The organism is Acaryochloris marina MBIC11017 (genome assembly GCF_000018105.1).
In the GTDB taxonomy this organism is placed as follows: Bacteria; Cyanobacteriota; Cyanobacteriia; order Thermosynechococcales; family Thermosynechococcaceae; genus Acaryochloris; species Acaryochloris marina.
Window position 1 is genome coordinate 492,887 of the sequence record NC_009925.1, and the last position, 18,447, is coordinate 511,333.

An 18,447-nucleotide genomic window follows, 5' to 3' on the forward strand; every position below is an offset into this window, starting at 1 on the left:
ATGAAAAGCAAAGTATTGGATTGGCGCGATCCCTTATGGTCAGACCTGCTGACTCACCTGTCTCACGACATTTACCACTTACCTGAATATCTGTATTGTGAGGCCCTGAGAACCCAAAGCATTCCAGAAGCAATCCTAATTACAGAGGGGCAAAAAGTCTGCCTAATTCCCTATCTACGACGGTCTTGCAATTTCATTCCAACAGCATCGTCCCCTACTAATATCTATGACATCACATCACCCAATGGGTATTCAGGATTTTTACTCAATCCAGCAGCCCTAGACGATTCAGCATTTGGCTTCCATGCTTGGCAGCAATTTCTTGACTTAGGAAAAGAACAGGGAATTTGCTCAGCGTTTCTTCGTCTTCACCCTAGTCTTAATACCATTCATCCCCAAGGGATAAATAATATCCTCGTCAAAAAAGTGGGGCATACGGTCTCCATTAACTTAGGGCTTTCAGAATCAGACCTCTGGAGTCATACCCATAAAAGCCAGCGAAACAAAATTAACCGAGGGAAACGACTGGGGTTAGTGGCAAAGATCAAGCCATTTTCTGAATACATCAATGAATTCTGCAACATCTATGAAGCTACGATGCAGCGGGTTGAAGCTGAGACCAGCTTTTTTTCATTTAATCGAGATTACTTTTACCTACTCCAAAAGCATCTTGGTCATAAACTATTCGTTTGTATTGTTGAATACCAAGATGAAATTATTTCTGCTGGACTCTATTCGGAATGTTCGGGTATTGTCCAAGGACTATTAGGAGGGACAACCCCTGAAGGGCTAAAACTTTCTCCCACAAGCCTAGAGTTTTATCAAACGAGTCTATGGGCAAAGCAGCGGGGGAATACAATCCTTCATTTAGGCGGTGGAGTCGGTTGTTCTGAAGATGGTCTTTATCAATACAAAGCAAACTTTTCGAAGCAAAGGCATGAGTTTTATACCGCATCTATCATTATTAAGCCGCTACAATATAAACTGCTCCTTGAATCCCATTCAAAAGCGCATAACATTGATCTTGACCATTTAAACTCTATTCAGTTTTTCCCAGCTTACCGATATAGACCCAATCCCAGTGAGTTTTAGAGATTAATCATTTTTTACCCAGTCTGAAAGATAAGTCATAGGTAAAATCGAAAATGGATGTGCAGATACTTGCATTAGATGATCCTCGCTGGCTCCAAGTTCTTGATGGTATTCGACATGATGTTTATCACTTGCCTACCTACGTTTCCATTGAATCCAAACGTTTAAAGGCTCCTGCAGAAGCGATTGTGGTTCAAGACAAAAACAAGATACTTTTTTTGCCTTACTTACTTCGGTCCTGTAAAGATGTTTGCTCTGACCATCTAAAAGATAAAGAGATACTCGATATTATTTCTCCCTATGGTTATTCAGGAATCGCCTTGAGTCCAGAAGCAATTGGAGACCCAATATTTATCCAATCATCACTCCAAGAGAGCATTAAAGCCTTCAAAGATAAAAACATTTGTTCAGCCTTCTTTCGGCTTCACCCGATTTTAAGCTCCCAGTATATCGAGCATCTTGATTCCCCTACGGCAACCCCAGACGGTGTAACCGTTTCAGTTGATTTATTGCAGCCAGAGTCAAAGATTTGGGCTCACACCAGAAAAGGGCATCAAAGTACTATTAACAAGTGCAAACGATTGGGACTGCAAGCCAGAATTGTTCCTTACGCTGAGAGTATTGAGGTCTTTACGTCTATTTACACCGAGACGATGAACCGGGTTTCAGCCACTCAATCCTATTACTTTAATCAAGACTATTTTGAAAACCTGCTCAATTTAGGTGACAAGCTACACTGCTGTATCGTCGAAAATGCTGACCAAATTGTTGCCGCTAGCTTATTTTTTGAATGTTGTGGCATTGTTCAAGCCCACCTCGGTGGAACCCGTACGGCGTTTATGCCCCAGTCTCCTTTTAGCTTGCTGCTTCATCATATGCGCCTCTGGGCAAAGGAGCAGGGAAATGAATTTCTACACCTAGGTGGGGGGGTGGGCGGATCGCAAGAGGATCGGTTATTTAAATTTAAGTCGGGCTTTTCTAAGCAGCAGCATGATTTTTACACCCTCAGGTTGATCGTCAATCCTGAAGTCTATGCTGAATTGCTTCAACATCGGGCGCAAGCTATAGATGTACCAGTTGAGCAATTACAGCAATCCACCTTTTTTCCGGCATATCGGACAGCCTCCTAACTGTGGGAATCGCTCCCCAAGAAGAGGTGATGTTATTAATGGACTTGAATTAGTTGAGGATTGTTGAGGATAAAGACTTCAGCTGCGTCACTAGACAGAGGTTGGGAGAAATAGTTCCCTTGAGCTTTCTGACACAATAGCTTCTTTAAGTAATTGAGTTGCTGTTTGGATTCTACGCCCTCAGAAATGGCATCCATATTTAATTGACTGGCTAAATTAATGATGGTTTCAATAATTTCTTGATTTTCTCCCTGGGCACCAATGCGAGTAATAAAAGACTGATCAATCTTGATGGTATTGAAGGGAAATAAATGAAGATAACTCAGGCTGGAATAGCCGGTACCAAAATCATCAATACTCAGTTGAATGCCTCTTTCCTTTAATTGATTTAAAATTACTTTTAATTCGATCACATTCTCCATCAAGATGCTTTCAGTCAGCTCCAAAGACAACTGGTGGCGGTTTAATCCCGATTGCTCTAAGGCTCTATCAACCTTCGTCAGCAGGTTTGGATCTTTAAGCTGCTTGATCGACATGTTTACACTGATGGTGTATTTCACTGCCGATGGATAGGTTTGTAGCCAAGTTGCCATCTGTTGACACGCTGATTGCAAGATCCATTCCCCTAACGGGATAATTAAGCCCGTTTCTTCGGCAATGGGTATAAATTCCGTTGGTGGAATAAATCCCCGTTGGGGATGAGGCCAGCGTCCTAAAGCTTCAAATCCTGATAATTTGCCCGTTTGGATATTGACGATGGGCTGATAAAACACCTGGAGCTGTTGATTGGCAATGGCTTGTCGCAAATCATTTTCTAATTGCAGCCGATCTAAGGCTTGCGTATACATCCGCTCATTAAAGATTTCAAAGCAAGCTTTTCCCCGATTTTTTGCCCGATACATGGCGATATCCGCATCCCTGAGAATGTCCGTGGCCTGACTGTAGTCCGGCGAACTGAGGGCAATGCCCACACTGGCTGAAATAAAGACCTGGCGATTACTCAAGTCAATCGGAGCGCTCAACTCTTGCACAATCCGATCGGCTACTCGCACGGCATCGTTGACTTCCTCAATGGGTTCGAGAAGAATAACAAACTCATCTCCACCTAATCGAGCCACAATATCAGTGGCTCTTACTAGGGAATGAAGCTGATGTGCGATCGCACCCAGTAACTGATCTCCCACTTCATGGCCCAGGCTATCATTGACGATCTTGAACCGATCTAAATCAATAAACAGTACGGCAAATAAATATTGTGAATGCCGCTGGGTCTGCTTCACTGCACGTTCCAATTGCTCCATAAAAAAAGCGCGATTGGGAAATCCCGTCAACGGATCGTGAAGGGCGAGATGCTTAAACTGTTCTTCTGCCCGTTGCCGTTCTGCTACTTCTTTCGTTAAAGCCAGATTGGCCGCTTCCAAATCAGAGAACGTGGCCTGTAGTTTCTCCGCCATACGGTTAAAGGATTGTTGGAGAACCCCAATCTCCTTAAATCCTTTGACGGCCACCGTTTGATCAAATTGCCCCGAGGATATGGCTTGACTTGCTTGACTAAAACGGAGAATCGGTCTGGCAATCCAACTGGCGGTACACACCCCCAAATAAATAGCACACCCCAACGCTAGGAAACACAGCAATAGGGTCGTTCGTGTGTTGGCATCGATCTGAGCCATAAAGCTGGATTCGGGGATAACCAACACACTGAGCCAATCTAATCCATGCTGATCCTGCAACGGCGTCACCTGCAGGAAATATCGCTGCCCCTTAATCGAGAATTGGATTTGGCGTCGAGCATTAATTTGCTGAAGCCCTCCAGCTTGCTTTGCTAAATAGGCTGCAGTGGCCTGGACAACACCATCTTCACTATGGGTTGCCATCAATCGGCCGGGTTTATGATTGCGCCAAACAAATGGCAGCTCATTGGACGATGTCGCAACAATGTCACCGGAGCGTTCCAGAATAAATGTCCGACTGGAGTCACATAGACTCAACTCTTTGAGAAAATCACTAATTTGGGCCAGGGAGAGATCTGTCGCTAAAATGCCCTGGAATTTTCCTTGAGCATCATAATAGGGCTGACCCAGGGTGATAGCTAAGGTGGGCGGGCTGACCCAGGGATAGATCTCTGTCCAGGCCGGTTTGTCGGCCTGTTGAGGCACAATGTACCAGGGACGCTGACGAGCATCAAAGTTAGGAGAGATTTTAAGATACTGCTTGCGATCTCCTTTTGTATCAATACTGTAGGTCTGCAGTGCTCCCGTCTCTTCTGTCACCTGGTAGGTGAGCGTCCCATCATCGTTGACCGCTAAGCCTACAAACTCCCCTTGCAAATTGCCAAATTGAATATAGCTAATCAACTTAAACACTTGGCTCTGACGCCAAAAATGGCGTTCCATACTCTGGAGATCATTCAGTTGGAGCTGCCCCATATCTAAGGCATCTTCATTGAGTTGATTGACTTGATGAGGGGTCAATAGATAAATATTGAGTCGCTCTGAAATCCGATCTCCCGTTTCTGACATCAACTGATTGGCTAAGTCTTCTATCGCCTCTTCGCCATTACGCAAAGACAAGTAGCCCACCAGACCCACAGAAACCAGTAGCTGCAGAACGAATAGAACAATCAGTGTAAAACGTAGCGGTAACGCTCGATGGAGTGGAAAACGAATCTTTTTCCAGCGTGATAACTGTTCCATGTCATCAATGCAACCCTTTTACTGCATTTGTTAGCTAGAAAATTGCTAATACAGTGATTTTATGGTTATACCACCATTAATTATTCATTAGTCAGAGAGGTTAAGTATTAACTGAATAAATTTATCAAGCTCAACCGATGGAGATGCTTTGAGGGCGAGGTTACATGGGCTGAATAAGACTGCCTTGATGGGGAACATCTTGCCAATAAAAGTATTCAAGATTGGACAATAGCGATTAAATCACCGACTTGTAAAACCCTCAAATTCCTCGTTAATTGAATAAATCAATAACTAAAGCTTAAAAAAACAATATTTTCTCATTAGTTTGAATTGAAATATTGAAGAAGCGTTCACGAGGGAACAGACTAATTTTTGTCGATTGTATTTGAAGGGGTTGAAGAACGCACAACGCTAAAGGGTGCCAAACTGCTTGATGGTTCACAATCAAGCTATAGATTGAAGTCGACAAAAGTGCACACTGCTGACGACTTCAATGACCGAGACGGGAGCCAAAACTCGATTATCGGAGTCTAAAACCCCGTCAAGACGGTGCAAATCGTTACAGACAAAGAACTCCCTGCTGGGCAAGATTGATTTTCTGAACAAGATCTCATACAGTTCTGAGGAAACTTTTGGCATCAACTAGGGGCCATTCGAAATAGGTGAGGAAAGATAATGACGGAATTGATGACAGACTCGACCGAATCGACCACCGCAACCCCCTGTCCAGTCAATTCCTATAATGAATGGGATCCACTAGAAGAGGTGATTGTCGGTCACTTAGAAGGGGCGATTATTCCTCCCTATCACGTGACCGTGACTTACAATATCCCCCCCAGTACCGCCCGGTTATATCGGATTTTTGCGGGACAAAAGTACCCTGGGTTCTTGCTCAAAAAAGCTCAGCGGGAACTGGATGAATTTATTCACATCCTAGAATCTGAAGGGGTGGTTGTTCGACGTCCTGAAGTAATTAAAGGCACCAAACGCTATAAGGCCTTGGATTGGTCTTCTAAGGGATTTTGTACCGCCTGTCCTCGCGATGGTTTTATGGTGCTGGGCGACGAAATCATTGAAACTCCAATGGCATGGCGGTGCCGCTATTTTGAAACCCATGCTTACCGTCCGCTCTTTAAGGAATATTTTGCTCAAGGGGCTCGTTGGACTTCAGCACCGAAGCCGGAGTTAACGGACGATCTATTCGATTATTCCTTTAAGCCCCCCGCTAAGGGAGAACCCATTCGTTATGTGATCAATGAGTTTGAACCCGTCTTTGATGCTGCTGATTTTGTCCGCTGTGGCCGCGATTTATTTGTGACCCAAAGTAATGTCACTAATCAAGCAGGAATTACTTGGCTGCGGCGTCACCTGGGTGATCGCTATCAAATTCACGAGATCAATAGCTCCTGTCCCACCCCCATGCACATTGACTCTACCTTTATTCCCTTGGCACCGGGGAAAGCCTTGATTAATCCTGAGTATATTGATGTGGATAAACTCCCTAAAGCCCTTAAATCTTGGGATATGCTAGTTCCCCCCGAACCAGATCCGATCAAGGGCGTTCCCTCCATGTGTAGTAAGTGGATTAGTCTCAACGTTCTCATGCTGGATGAGAAACGGGTGATCGTCGAAGAAGATCAAACCTCATTGATCGCAGCTTTTAAAGATTGGGGATTTGAACCGATTAAATGTCCCTTTATCAACTTTGCGCCCTTTGGGGGGTCTTTCCACTGCGCCACTTTGGATATTCGTCGGCGTGGTACTTTGCAGTCCTACTGTTAGGCCCATGCAGTCTTCAGCACAGAAGTATCGATTGGACTGGAAACTCCAGATTCTGAAGGGTTTATTAAACCGTTCTCAGCCGATTGAGCTGTTAAGTCCTGAAGCACTACGCCAGCGGAATGAAACATCGCGCCCGGCTGTCATTGATTGGCTCAAGCATGGGCGCAAACGCAAATTACCCAAAGTTCGCAATCAGTGGGTGACGGGTCGCCATGGCAATATCCCTATTCGGCTTTATTACCCCAGCTTGAACTCCCCTCTCCCCTGCGTTGTTTTCTTTCATGGTGGGGGTTGGGTAACGGGGAACCTGGGCACCCATGATGCCTTCTGTCGGCAGATTGCCTATCAAAGTGGGGCTTTGGTCCTGTCGGTGGCCTATCGCTTAGCCCCTGAATTTCCCTATCCCACTCCTTTAGAAGATTGCTATGACGCGACCCAATGGGCAGCTCAAAATGCGGATGCTTTAGGAGCTGATCCCCGGCAACTCATGGTTATGGGAGATAGTGCGGGAGGCAACCTGGCTGCAGCTGTCTGTCTAATGGCTCGCGATTTAGAGGGTCCTAATCTCCAAAAACAGATTTTGCTCTATCCAGCGTTGGATGGCACTCTCAACCATCCTTCCATGGATCAGTATGCGGATGCCCCCGTCCTCAAGAAAACTGCCATGGAGATCTTCATTAATCAATATGCCAATTCGCCTGCAGATATTCAGTCCCCCTATTTTTCGCCATTGTTAGCTGAGACCTTGAATCACTTACCGTCTGCCCTGGTAATTACGGCGGCCTATGATCCCTTACGAGATGAAGGCCAAGCCTATGCTCAGCGCTTACAGCAGGCTGGTGTTCCCACCCAAGTGACGGACTATCCAGGCATGGTTCATGGTTTTCTGAGTTTTCCCCGATTCTGTAGCGGTGCAAAGCTAGCCTGGGCTGAAATTACCCAATACCTTCAGGCCGCCACTTCTCCCAATTGTTCCCCTACCGATAGCCTTAATCCATTGGCAAAGTCTCCCCCCGACTGACGACGTTTACCGGCCATTTGCAAGGATCGCAATAGCAATAACCCTTCACCCGTTTGTACGACTGGACCTTGCTGAGGCGCAATATAAACGATGGTACCGGGAGAAGCATCTGAAGGGGGGATGACCGGGGTGAGAGCTGCTAACTCCTCGGGTAGAGCAGCTGCATAGGCTTCCCCCAGAGGGGCTGTGGCCATGATTTTAAGGCCAGATTCTCGAAATTGAGTGACACAGTTAGGTGAAAATCCTCGAATCTGATTGTGTAGTGCGATCGCAGATCGAGACCAATCTAATATAAAATCAGATTTTTGAATCAAGGGAGCATAGGTAGCTTGGTCAGAGTCTTGAGGGGTAGGCGTTAGGATTTGTTGATCAAGCTGGTTCAGGGTATCGATCAACAAATCACCGGACAAATCAGCCAAACGAATTGCCACATCCAGAGTATTTTCCAGTAGACCAATCTCAATGCTTTTGATCAGCAGCATATCGCCAGTATCCATGCCTTCATCCATCAGCATGGTGGTGATACCGGCTAAGGACTCACCATGATAGAGACCCCACTGAATAGGGGCCGCCCCCCGATATTTAGGGAGTAAGGAGCCATGGCTATTAATGCAGCCTAAGCGAGGCATAGCCAGGATCTCTGGGGATAGAAGTTGACCGTAGGCAACCACAACAAAGGCATCCGCCCCTTGCGATTTCAACTCTGTCAAAATCTCTTGATCTTTTTTAATATTATGAGATTGCCAAATCGGCAATCCTGCTTCCATGGCAACCGTTTTCACGGGAGATGGAGACACTTTGCTTCCCCTACCTCGTCGTTTATCCGGCTGAGTCACCACCCCTAATACCTGTATCTCAGGTGCATGGAGCAGACGTTCTAAACTAGGAACGGCGAACTGTGGAGTTCCCCAATAAATAAGCTTAATCACACCGCCAATCTTGGCTCTTGCTTACAACTTTGGCATCATACCCCAGCACAGCAAAGATCAAGCCCCGTTAGATTAAAAGCTAGGGAATCTAAACGGTTTTCTCTGCTGTCTCTTCAGAGCCTTTCAACATTTGGCGGAGAGCAACTAACCCTTTCTTGACTTGACGAGAGACCGTCACCGCACTGATACCCAAGACTTCAGCTGTTTCCTTTTGAGTTAAGTCATGGAAAAAGACAAACTCTAGGACATCCGAAGTTCGCTTTTCTAACTTAGATAAGGCTTGGCGCAATCGAATTTGATCTTCTTGAGCGAGCTGAAAACTATGATAGTGGCGATCAGGCAGTAGCTCACCCAAAGACATGGATTCTTGCTCAGAATTATGAACTGGAGCATCAAGGCTTAAAACTGAGCGATTGCAAGATGCCAGCTTTACTTCTTGCCATTCCTTTTGGCAAATGTCTAAGGCTGCAGCTACCTCAACGTCCGTAGGTTGCCGTTGTAATTCATCCCTCATTTCCCGGGTCACGTTAATGGCCTGCCGTTGGAGTTCGTGCCATTTGCGAGGGATCCGAACCTGAGGACTTTTATCTCGCAGATAATGTTGAATCTCTCCTCGGATGTAGGGAACTGCAAAGGAACTAAAGGCATGTCCTTTAAAGGGGTCAAACCGTTCGATGGCTCGAATTAAGCCAAGGGAACCTACCTGCATTAAATCATCAAAACTTTCAGTGGAATGGCCAACCCAGCGATGAGCCTCTCTCCTGACTAATCCCAAATTCATCTGTACGAGGCGATTTCGCAACTCAGTGCATGAAGACTGTTGATACTGCTGCAATAACTCCAAGCTTTCACTTTTAAGATTATTAGTAAGAGTTGCGGTCATGTCAAAAAAATATGAATTTGTTTTTAAGTCCGTTCTAATTCAGAGTTCTGAGGAGAAGAAAACGATTTCGAACCTTTCATTAACTTAAGAAGTCAAAGGATAAACGGACATCAGCAAATCCACGGAACTTTGTTGATCACTCCTTAACATTCCTTATCTATCTATCTTCTCCCCTTACGTCTGGGAGGATGAAGTTCTCGATAAACCATTGATAGAAGGGAATTTGAAGTGTGTAGGATCAAATCCTGGTCTCCCTTCAATTCAATAAAAATTTCCTTAGTATAGATGGGGCCAGTAAGAATACGCAGTTGCCTTATTCACTAAATTGAGACATAAAAAAGCAGGTGCGTTTGATTAAAACACACCTGCTTTTTGAATGTATATTTTAGGTTACAGAATAACCCTCAATGTTCAAGTTAATAGAATCTCTTAGTTGACACGACCATAGAAAATTCCACGGACTTTCACTTCTAAGGGGTCAATAGCACCTAAGTCACTATCTGAAAACTGTTCGCTTTCGAAGGTGCCACCAAATTCTCCAGTTTCGCTATCAACAGAAGCAACATCCATGGAGATACTACCTTTGGTGAGGTCAAAGCGCTTGGCATTGGCTCGGTTTAGCTTGTCAGCATCTGCAGAAGCAGGTAGTGCGACAGCATTGTCATAACCTGTGGAAACACCCCGACCTTTGGGATCTAAGAAACCTGAAGTTCGGTATGAAGGAACAGCATACTCTCCAGAGAAGCTAGTTCCGTCAGCGATGGAGCTACCGGAGGCAGAAGCTAGAAGCTCCTTGACGGTGAACAGCATGGGTACCCGTTCACGGCCAGAAATTTGTACGGTAATAGCTTGGAAATCCATACCGTCTTTTTCTTTGAACGTTAAACCGCCGCCATCAGCAGATAAAGGTCCTTCAATCTGCTCAAGGGTCGTTGTTTTCCGAGTCATAACGCTCGCAGGCACGAATTCGGCCTCTTGGCGAGGGTTCTTAGGCTCTTCTTTCACGAAGAAAGAAGTGGGTTGGAAACACAAATCTGTAATGTAGGCAGAGCCTCCGACTGATATGGTGTCACCGGTGCCTGTAGGAAGGGTTGGGCAGCTATCAGCCAGACCAGTGCCTTTTACCTGGTCGTAGGTCATAGAGCTGGGTACAACTGCCAAAGCTTTGGCGTTGACTGAGAAAACCCCCAGACAGACCGCTAAAAAAGTAACGATTAAAGTGCGAAATCTCATTGATCACCCTCTAGTATCAAAAGTTATGTTAATTCTTGCCAGATTGCCATCAAGGCACTGATGACCATGTTTGGTAAGACTTTTAGCTTTAGAGCCAACAATAATTTCTATCGGTAATGTCATAAAACGATGACCTTCGCAGAGTCTGCACTTTAGGGATGTAAGTGCTATGCTCTGGGTGCAAGTGCACCGAAGAAATCGTCTAGGAGAAGGGTAGAACCTTTGTAGATTCCACTTGAAAAAAACCACCTATACAATTGATGGGTGGTCTTCTGCGATCGCAGGAAGGATTCCCTCTCTCATAGAGCATTGTACACGGCGTTGACGCTTTTACTATGCTTGGTTTTAGAAATCATGTGTTTAATTTGCGACAGAGATTGCCGGGAGTCAGATGGGAATTCGCTATCCTGCCAGCATATATATTAGTGAATGATATCTATTTACTAGCGGCTGTTCCCAGTTAGATATTGGTGATACTTGATTGATCCCCCAATCGCTTCAACTCACAATTCCAGACCTAGTCCCTACAAAAATCACCAGCACCTCTATCGATTGGAGCTAAAACGCTAAACAATAGAAGTGCTGGTGATTCTGATATGTCAAAGCAGAATTGGGTGAAGTCAGTTGCCTCACCCAATTCTGCTTTGACATATCATCGAGTCTTTTGAAAGAGCAATGCTGTCAACCTAGGCAAACGCCACCTCATGGGACGCAAAACTGGGCTCAGGAGCAGAGGACTGTGAAGGGGCACTTGGCTTGCGGCCACCAGTCGATAATTGTTTCCAAGCTGTCGCCATTGTTGAAGGTAAAACCCCCACCAGCTTAGCCAAAACTTCATTGGGAATCATTTGGATCTCATCTTGGTAAAAATGCTGAGTTAGCATTTCAAGTACTGCAACTGCTCGTTCGATGGGTAGATCTTTTTCACAAATTAGCTGCATCTGTTCGATATCTTCCATTCTCCTTTGAAACGCGTTTTGGCGCTCATCCAACGTCTCAGGAGTACTGAGTTCAGCTTTGCCCAAAGGGTGAATCGTGACGCACTGGAGATCAAACATCCCACCTACGGCTGAACCCGGACCAATATACTCAGCATAATAAGGTTTTTGCAGAATGAGTCCTGCAGGGTAGCTCTCGGATAAGGATAATAGTTGTCCTTCTTTCAGCATCTCAATAGGCTGCTTGTTCTCTGAATTGCCGGAATTATCATGTGAATGGATAACTTTCATATGATTAATAAGGTGAAGTGACGATATGAGCGAGACGATGGGACTTGACTATTTCTGAAAACCTAAATGCTGCAAAACAAATGAACAAGAACGGCTCTTTCTCTAAATGCAGTGAGGTATACAGTTTGTCTAAGAAATACGAATCTACTATTAATATCTTGCTCTACCCTCACAGAAATATCTTCCGTAGGATCACTGGAAAAATACTTCCGTAAATTCACATAAGCCTTTTATAATCAGCTTTACAGAAACCGAATAGTTCGCTCGTTCCGTAATCTTGCGGAGAAAAAAACGAACGCTTTTCATATCTCAGATAACTTCTTATACATAGACAAAAGGTAAATATACAACTCAAACTCGTTTATATACCTCTGACTATTTATATCTTGGAAAAGAAGGTGCTACGGGAAATACTGAAATTACGATAAAATTAAAATATTATTAACTTTTAATCCAAGATCTTTGTGGAAATTTTTCTCCTTCATAACACCCCTCGTTATTGGACAGAAGGTGATTGAGGCAGTATATATACAATGCCAGAAACGACTGTTAGGCATATCGATGCGGCATAAATTCCTAAGGAAACGGGTACCCACACCCCTGACAAAGGTGCAATTAAGAAAGAGACGGCAATAATCTGCAGAACAGTTTTAACTTTGCCCCACCAATTGGCTCCTGAAATTTGGGTTTGCTGGACGCGCCATCCAGCAATGGCTAACTCTCGAGTCAGAATAATCACCACACTCCAAGCAGGGATCTGGCCTAATTCGACTAGTGCAATTAAGGGGCCCAAAATCAGTAACTTATCTACAAGGGGATCGAGGAATTTTCCCAGATCGGTCACTTGATCGAATTTACGGGCCAGATAACCATCTAACCAGTCAGTGCTAGCAGCCACAATAAAGATGGCTAAACAAATCCAGCGGGCAGAGAAATTCTCCGCAATACCGTCCTGTAAACCATAGAGCAAAAAGGGTAGAGCAAACAATCGGGAAATCGTGATCCAAGTGGCAAGGGTCATAGGGTGTCAAAAACGAATGCGATATTCGAGAATGCCAACAGCTTCTCCATCAGTACTGATAGCACTTCGCACCCGTAGTTGTTCATTAATGTCGTAACTCGCATTAAATAAAGTGGCTTCATCTAGTCCCGTTAAGATTTGCAAGGCCGACACGGAGAATCGATCCGTCACGTCATAACCCAATTCGGCTCCAAATGCCAACACAGACTGATCTTGGTCATCATTGGGAATTAATACGGGGAACAAGCGGAAGCTGGCCCGTGTTCCCAAGGCATCGGAGAATAATCCTTCAAATCCGGTTAGAAATGCCGAACTAGCCAAGTTAACTAAGGCAAGTTCAGTATTCCCATCTTCTAAATTATTGGTAACACTCCCCCCCAACAAAGCTAGGATTTCTCCCTCCGAACGGCTGGGCGTGCTTGTCAACTGCACCACTTGATTAAAGTTATTGACCAGCTCACTAGCCCGTCCTTCCACTGTTGCCCGGACGCGCACCGATTCAATGGCCCCGATTCGGCCTGCAGGGAGGTCCTCAAACTCATTCAGTTCCGTGGCCCGCCCTCCAGCAATGTCTGTGGCGGTCGTCACCATGCCAATGCTAAGAAAAGGATCCAACCCCAAGCTCGGATCGAATTCGGCAAAATTATCTCGACGCGAATCAATCCGAAAACGGCTAGTAAATAGATTGACAGACCCCTGACGAAATCGAATCCTACCGGCAGGACGAGGGGCATTCACCGAACCATTCGCAGTGACGTTACCCGCCGCAACAAAGCTAAGCAAGGGGGGCTGAGTAACCCGAACATTATTATTGAGCTGAACTTGCAGATTGTTAAATTCCAGAGGAGTGGTTTGTCCAAATTGGCCTGGAGCACTAGATGAGGCCACGTTGACATCAGCCAAAATAACTTGGCCATTGGTTAAGGCCATTACGCCCCCCAATTGAGGGGCTAGCAGGGAGCCAGAAATCTTCAGATCGCCATCAATTTGACCTTTATACAGTCCTTTGACATTGAGTTTGAGGGCTTTAAGCGCTAGTTGCAGCGATGCAGAAGAGGGAGGAGGCTCGGAAACAAATAAGGGGAGGCTGCCCGAAGCCTCCAGTTCGCCCTGGCTATAGAGGCCAATCAGGCGGTTAATCCGTAATTGATTGCGATCGAATTGAATGGTTCCGGTAACGTTGGTGAGGGGTTCAAATAATAGATCAGATGTCAGTGTGGCCTGGTTTAACTGGATACTCCCCTGCATGGAAGGTTGGGTTAGGGTACCAGTGACATTGAGATCGATTTCTCCCTGACCCTCTACCCAATTAAGCTGATCTGTAAATAAGTTAATCAGAGATAGGCCATCATCCTTCACTTTCAGAGATACGTCCAGGGCATCACTATCCGGTCCCACCGCAGTCAAGGGTAATTGATAGGGGATATTTCCTGTAAATCTGAAGGGAAGAGCCTCTGAGCCGCCCTCAAAGGTCAATCGCCCCCGGTTATAAGCAAAGGTTGTTCGAGCTTGATTGAGTGCCAGGGTATTCACCCTAGCCTCATCCCAATTCAGTTCACCCTGGAGACGTGGGTCGGCTAAAGTGCCAGCAAGGGTTGCCGTTCCATTCACCGTACCCGCAACCTCAAAGGGCAAATCGAGAAATTGATTCAGTCCTTGCAAAGGTAAATTCTTTAGGGTTAGCTGGCCGGACTGCTGCTGAAGACCAATCGTTCCCTGGAACTTGGCTTCCTGTTTTCCCGTTGCCACCAACAAAGGCCGGAGTTTTAAGCTGCCATCTGTATATTGCCCTTGTGCCGTAATACGATCAATGGCATAGTCCCCCCACTTCAAGGCTTTACTCTGCAGCGCAAAACGAGTATCTAGACCTGATTGTAGAGACCCTGAAAACTGTAGTCGGCCTGCCAGCTTACCGGATAATTCATTTAAATCGGGAAATAGAGGGTCTGGAGGAGCGTCAGCTTGTTGTTGCGTCGCCAAGGCATCTAACTCAGACAGGCGGCGAAGCTGCATCATTAAAGACTCTTGGGCGGAGCCAACGGGAAGGGTTTCAACATCTTTGGCTTTCCCTCGAGGCTGATCTGGAAGCGCTGATGGGTTGAGATTGAGGGATGTTGCCGCAGCGACCAAATCGGCAATTTCGGTTTGGCGAATGTTGAGAGTCCCTGAAAATTTGGGATTAATGCCAGGGATAACGTTGGCTTGGAGCTGGTATAGGTTGTTGCGATCGCGTAATTCACCTTGTTGCAACTGAATGGTATCGCTCGTCAGTTGAAACCGACCTAAAAATTGATCGCCCACTAATTTGCCCAGGGCAGGACGGGTCACCGCAAGGGTGCCAGCCCCCGCATAGGTGGTGGGATTAAGCGAGAATTCACCTGATGAGAGGCCAGAGATCGGCCCAAGGTTATCAACGGGCTTCCAGTTTAAGGCTGCGAGGGGAACCTCTTGAAACGCAAGGTTTAGCTTACCCTGCTCCGTTTTGCCTTTCGCCCAGGCTTGATCGCGACGGATATCAAAGGCGGTGGGTAATTGATTGGAATTTAATGCGAGGTTAATGCGATCTCGTTGTCCCGATACGCGTAAATCTAGCTTGGCCTGCTGTCCATACAGCATCTTGCCCTTGAGTTGATTTTCAAAGGGAATCCCTCCGACCAATAAGTTATTGATTTGTACTGTGGACTCTAAATAGGGATCCGCCACAGTCCCCGTGAGTTGCCCCACGAGGTTGGCTCGCCCCGCCATTTTGACCTGTGTAGGGCCAAAGGGAGGAAATAATCCCAAATCGTAACCCCGAGAACGGACTGCCAGATTAAGGGTCGTCAGCTGAGGACCTTGGGGCGTGTCAAAATCCAAGCCCACTTGGCCTTGAGACCAAAACCCTGGGGCTGTGGCTTGATCCACCAAAATTTGCTGTCCATCCCATCGCAGTTGGGCAGCGATGGGATCGTAGACAATGGCAATCCCATCAGAAAAGCGGGCCTGCCCTTTTACTCTGGCTGTATTGACGCTAAAGCCATCAAAAGGTCCAGTAATCCTAAGTTGTCCCGTCATGAGTCCCCGAGCATCAGGGGTATAAGCCTTTAGGGCTACTCCTGACGTCGTCGTTGTGACGTTGACCCGATTATCTTTAATCTGACCTTGGGTCCGCAGTTCTCCCCCCGGAATCTGAGTGACAATCCGTCTGAGTTGAGCAATGCTATCGCGAACAAAAACATTTCCCCTAGTCGGGAATTGTCCCTTCAGAGCTTGAAAATCGACATTGGTACGGATATCGTCTGGGGGACCAAATATCTTAATCTGTCCTTGGAGGGGACCCAAGGGAAAACCCGGATCGGCTTGGTAGGACTGGGCAATCCCATTCCCGGGGATATTGCTGGCTTCAAGTTGGGTTAATAACTGTCCCCCTGGCTCAACGTTAAAGCGTGCTGTCCCTCGAAACTGTCCCCCTGCCGTGGGCTCAGCTTTGATGTCCTCCATTTTTAGCAAGGCATCAGCCAATTGGAACTGAGCTGTCAGTTGTTTAAACGGTACCCGATCCACCTTTGGTTGCTTTGCCAATTGAACTGAACCCGAAAAAATGGGTTGGTCAATGGCACCATCAAATCGGAGATTATCCCCTTTGAACTGTCCCGTCACGGGAAACGGTAAACCTGTGACTTGGAGGGTTTCCAGGGTGGGTTGAGCGGCTACCCACTCTGTCTGCCCCACCAAGCTATAGCCGCGATCTGGGTCGATCCAGCCCGTAGCCTGCATGGGGATCTGCCCATAGTCCCCCTTGAGCCCTTCTAGGCGCACGGCGATTCCTTTAAATCGCAGAAATCCGCGTACACGACTGAAGGGTTGAGGAACATTGACAATTCCCATCTCAACACGTTTGAGTAGGGCCGTACCTTGGACATCCGGACGCTGTTTGGGACGGAGTTTTACCCGAATGCTGGCACTGACTTGCCCCGAATCTGCGGTGATGGGGAGTTGAAAGGCTTGGTCAAATAGGGGCGCTGGCAGATTCTGAAGCTGCAAGCGCATATTGGTCTGTTGTTCTAGGAAGGAGGCAGTGCCTCTAGCTTTCAGTCGCCCTGTTTGACCCATCCGTCCCTGGAGATCAAAGCGAAACCGCTGTTTGAGCCCCAGGAAATCAACGGTCCCCTGGAGTTGGGACAAACGGCGAGGCCGCTGACGTCGGTTATCGAGGATTAGATCTTCAGGAACATCTGCCCTTGCTCCATCAATATAGGCCTCTCCCTTCAGCTCCACCGGACGCTGAGGGGGCACCTCGATGCGAACATCGGTGCGAATGTTGTTGGCTTGGACCCGAATGGCTTGCCTGGGAATCCAAATATCCCCTTGGGATAAGGTGGCATCAGAATGAATGGTTACGGGGTGTTGGGGAAGCAGTTTGACCTGAAATTGCCCCTGTAATTGTCCTTTGTTGATTTCGAACGGAAGCTTGGGCAGTAGGCCCATCAAAGGAGCAGCCACGAGGTCCTTTGTTTGGGCATTCACCTCTAACTTTTTCTGTTTGGATTGCCATGCCCCTTTAACAGAAAGTTGGCCCCCCGAATCCACCTGGCTTTGGGTATTGAAGTATAGGGTTTCTGGGGTTGAGAAATTAAGGGTGCCGTTGAGCTGGCTAAATTGCCGAGCCTCGATGTTGGCCGGTTCAATCTGAGCCGTTCCCTGCTGCACCTGAAGCTGATTTAGTTTGACTTTAATCCAAGCCTTTGATGGTCCAGAGCGAAGTCGCGTCGCAATCCATTCCCCATCCTGGGTCTGGTCGAGGTACAGCTGGGGTTTGATCAGTGTTGCCTCTAGAGGCAGTTTGCGGCTCCAGAGAACTGGCAACAGGTTGAACCGGATATCAACAGCTTCCATTTTGGCGGAGTCAGCGTCTTCTTTCGCACATCCTTGCTGGGGCGAACAAGCCGGAATCTCCGACGGTCCAAACCGAATATGGGTGAGGGAGTAATTTTGTACCTCCCCCATTTTGACGGGCCGATTTAAAGTTTTGCTCAGCTCCTCTGCCACAAGGGGGGTTAAGTCTTCATCAATAAATCTCAACACCCACCAGCTCACCCCTGCGATCGCAGCCAGTAACAACCCAACTACAATGAGCAGAACGTGAAGACGAGTGAAGTGTCGATGGGGAGGAGATGGACGAGAAGCTTGCCCGGGAGGGGAAGGTTGGGGCATGACATCCCTCAGAGGGGTACCGTTGACAGATAAGTAGTGGGCCCTTTAACTCAAAATCTGAATCAATGAACTGTAACCTTATTACAGAAGGCTTTTTTAAGGGTTAGTTCCTCAACAATTTATAAAGTGCAACAGAATTAAAAATGATTTGAATCAAGTAACCCTCTTCAGATATTCTGTCCCCCAAGCAAATGTTGAGTCTGACTCACCATGGGTTAGCCTTGTTATCATTGCCCTG

11 protein-coding genes are annotated in these 18,447 nt (G+C 46.6%); 4 read left to right on the forward strand and 7 right to left on the reverse strand.

Annotated elements, in window-relative coordinates:
* Both AM1_RS02255 and AM1_RS02260 read left to right on the forward strand, forming a co-directional pair.
* Positions 1-1,092, forward strand: coding sequence for a GNAT family N-acetyltransferase (locus AM1_RS02255; RefSeq protein ID WP_041658817.1), 1,092 nt, complete (start codon positions 1-3; stop codon positions 1,090-1,092).
* 53 nt (positions 1,093-1,145) lie between these two features.
* Positions 1,146-2,222 (forward strand): GNAT family N-acetyltransferase, encoded by a 1,077-nt coding sequence (locus tag AM1_RS02260; RefSeq protein ID WP_012161177.1) that lies wholly within the window; start codon positions 1,146-1,148, stop codon positions 2,220-2,222.
* Between the two features lie 35 nt (positions 2,223-2,257).
* Here the strand turns inward: AM1_RS02260 and AM1_RS02265 are convergent, their stop codons facing one another.
* Positions 2,258-4,918: a bifunctional diguanylate cyclase/phosphodiesterase gene (locus AM1_RS02265; RefSeq protein WP_012161178.1), complete on the reverse strand. Its 2,661-nt coding sequence runs from the start codon at positions 4,916-4,918 to the stop codon at positions 2,258-2,260.
* Positions 4,919-5,593: 675 nt separating this feature from the next.
* On the opposite strand from AM1_RS02265, the gene AM1_RS02270 reads away from it, so the two are divergent.
* Together AM1_RS02270 and AM1_RS02275 are read left to right on the forward strand one after the other, a co-directional pair.
* Positions 5,594-6,700 carry an amidinotransferase gene (locus tag AM1_RS02270; protein WP_012161179.1) on the forward strand — a complete coding sequence of 369 codons (1,107 nt, stop codon included), beginning with the start codon at positions 5,594-5,596 and terminating at the stop codon, positions 6,698-6,700.
* Positions 6,701-6,704: 4 nt separating this feature from the next.
* The gene (locus AM1_RS02275) at positions 6,705-7,721 is read left to right on the forward strand and encodes an alpha/beta hydrolase (RefSeq protein WP_041658819.1); all 1,017 of its coding nucleotides are present in this window, start codon (positions 6,705-6,707) and stop codon (positions 7,719-7,721) included.
* Here AM1_RS02275 and fmt read toward each other — a convergent pair.
* The 6 genes from fmt to AM1_RS02305 all read right to left on the reverse strand — a co-directional run bounded on the left by fmt (position 7,649) and on the right by AM1_RS02305 (position 18,209).
* Positions 7,649-8,647, reverse strand: a complete 999-nt coding sequence (fmt, locus tag AM1_RS02280) for a methionyl-tRNA formyltransferase (protein WP_041660721.1) — start codon at positions 8,645-8,647, stop codon at positions 7,649-7,651. The two genes, AM1_RS02275 and fmt, sit on opposite strands and share 73 nt — an antisense overlap.
* A 91-nt stretch (positions 8,648-8,738) precedes the next feature.
* The gene (locus AM1_RS02285; RefSeq protein ID WP_010478152.1) at positions 8,739-9,533 is read right to left on the reverse strand and encodes an RNA polymerase sigma factor SigF; all 795 of its coding nucleotides are present in this window, start codon (positions 9,531-9,533) and stop codon (positions 8,739-8,741) included.
* A gap of 429 nt (positions 9,534-9,962) precedes the next feature.
* On the reverse strand, positions 9,963-10,766 hold the full coding sequence (psbO, locus tag AM1_RS02290; RefSeq protein WP_012161181.1) for a photosystem II manganese-stabilizing polypeptide: 804 nt from the start codon (positions 10,764-10,766) through the stop codon (positions 9,963-9,965).
* 686 nt (positions 10,767-11,452) lie between these two features.
* Positions 11,453-11,935 (reverse strand): hypothetical protein, encoded by a 483-nt coding sequence (locus AM1_RS02295; protein ID WP_012161183.1) that lies wholly within the window; start codon positions 11,933-11,935, stop codon positions 11,453-11,455.
* 556 nt (positions 11,936-12,491) lie between these two features.
* Positions 12,492-13,016: a CDP-diacylglycerol--glycerol-3-phosphate 3-phosphatidyltransferase gene (gene pgsA / locus AM1_RS02300; protein ID WP_012161184.1), complete on the reverse strand. Its 525-nt coding sequence runs from the start codon at positions 13,014-13,016 to the stop codon at positions 12,492-12,494.
* 6 nt (positions 13,017-13,022) lie between these two features.
* A complete protein-coding gene (locus tag AM1_RS02305; RefSeq protein WP_012161185.1) occupies positions 13,023-18,209 on the reverse strand; it encodes a translocation/assembly module TamB domain-containing protein in 5,187 nt (1,728 codons plus the stop codon).
* Positions 18,210-18,447: the final 238 nt, after the last annotated feature.

Coding starts and splice junctions, on each gene's coding strand:
- AM1_RS02255 (WP_041658817.1), top strand. CDS start 1: ATGAAAAGCAAAGTATTGGATTGGCGCGATCCCTTATGGTCAGACCTG.
- AM1_RS02260 (WP_012161177.1), top strand. CDS start 1,146: ATGGATGTGCAGATACTTGCATTAGATGATCCTCGCTGGCTCCAAGTT.
- AM1_RS02265 (WP_012161178.1), bottom strand. CDS start 4,918: ATGGAACAGTTATCACGCTGGAAAAAGATTCGTTTTCCACTCCATCGA.
- AM1_RS02270 (WP_012161179.1), top strand. CDS start 5,594: ATGACGGAATTGATGACAGACTCGACCGAATCGACCACCGCAACCCCC.
- AM1_RS02275 (WP_041658819.1), top strand. CDS start 6,705: ATGCAGTCTTCAGCACAGAAGTATCGATTGGACTGGAAACTCCAGATT.
- AM1_RS02285 (WP_010478152.1), bottom strand. CDS start 9,533: ATGACCGCAACTCTTACTAATAATCTTAAAAGTGAAAGCTTGGAGTTA.
- psbO (WP_012161181.1), bottom strand. CDS start 10,766: ATGAGATTTCGCACTTTAATCGTTACTTTTTTAGCGGTCTGTCTGGGG.
- AM1_RS02295 (WP_012161183.1), bottom strand. CDS start 11,935: ATGCTGAAAGAAGGACAACTATTATCCTTATCCGAGAGCTACCCTGCA.
- pgsA (WP_012161184.1), bottom strand. CDS start 13,016: ATGACCCTTGCCACTTGGATCACGATTTCCCGATTGTTTGCTCTACCC.
- AM1_RS02305 (WP_012161185.1), bottom strand. CDS start 18,209: ATGCCCCAACCTTCCCCTCCCGGGCAAGCTTCTCGTCCATCTCCTCCC.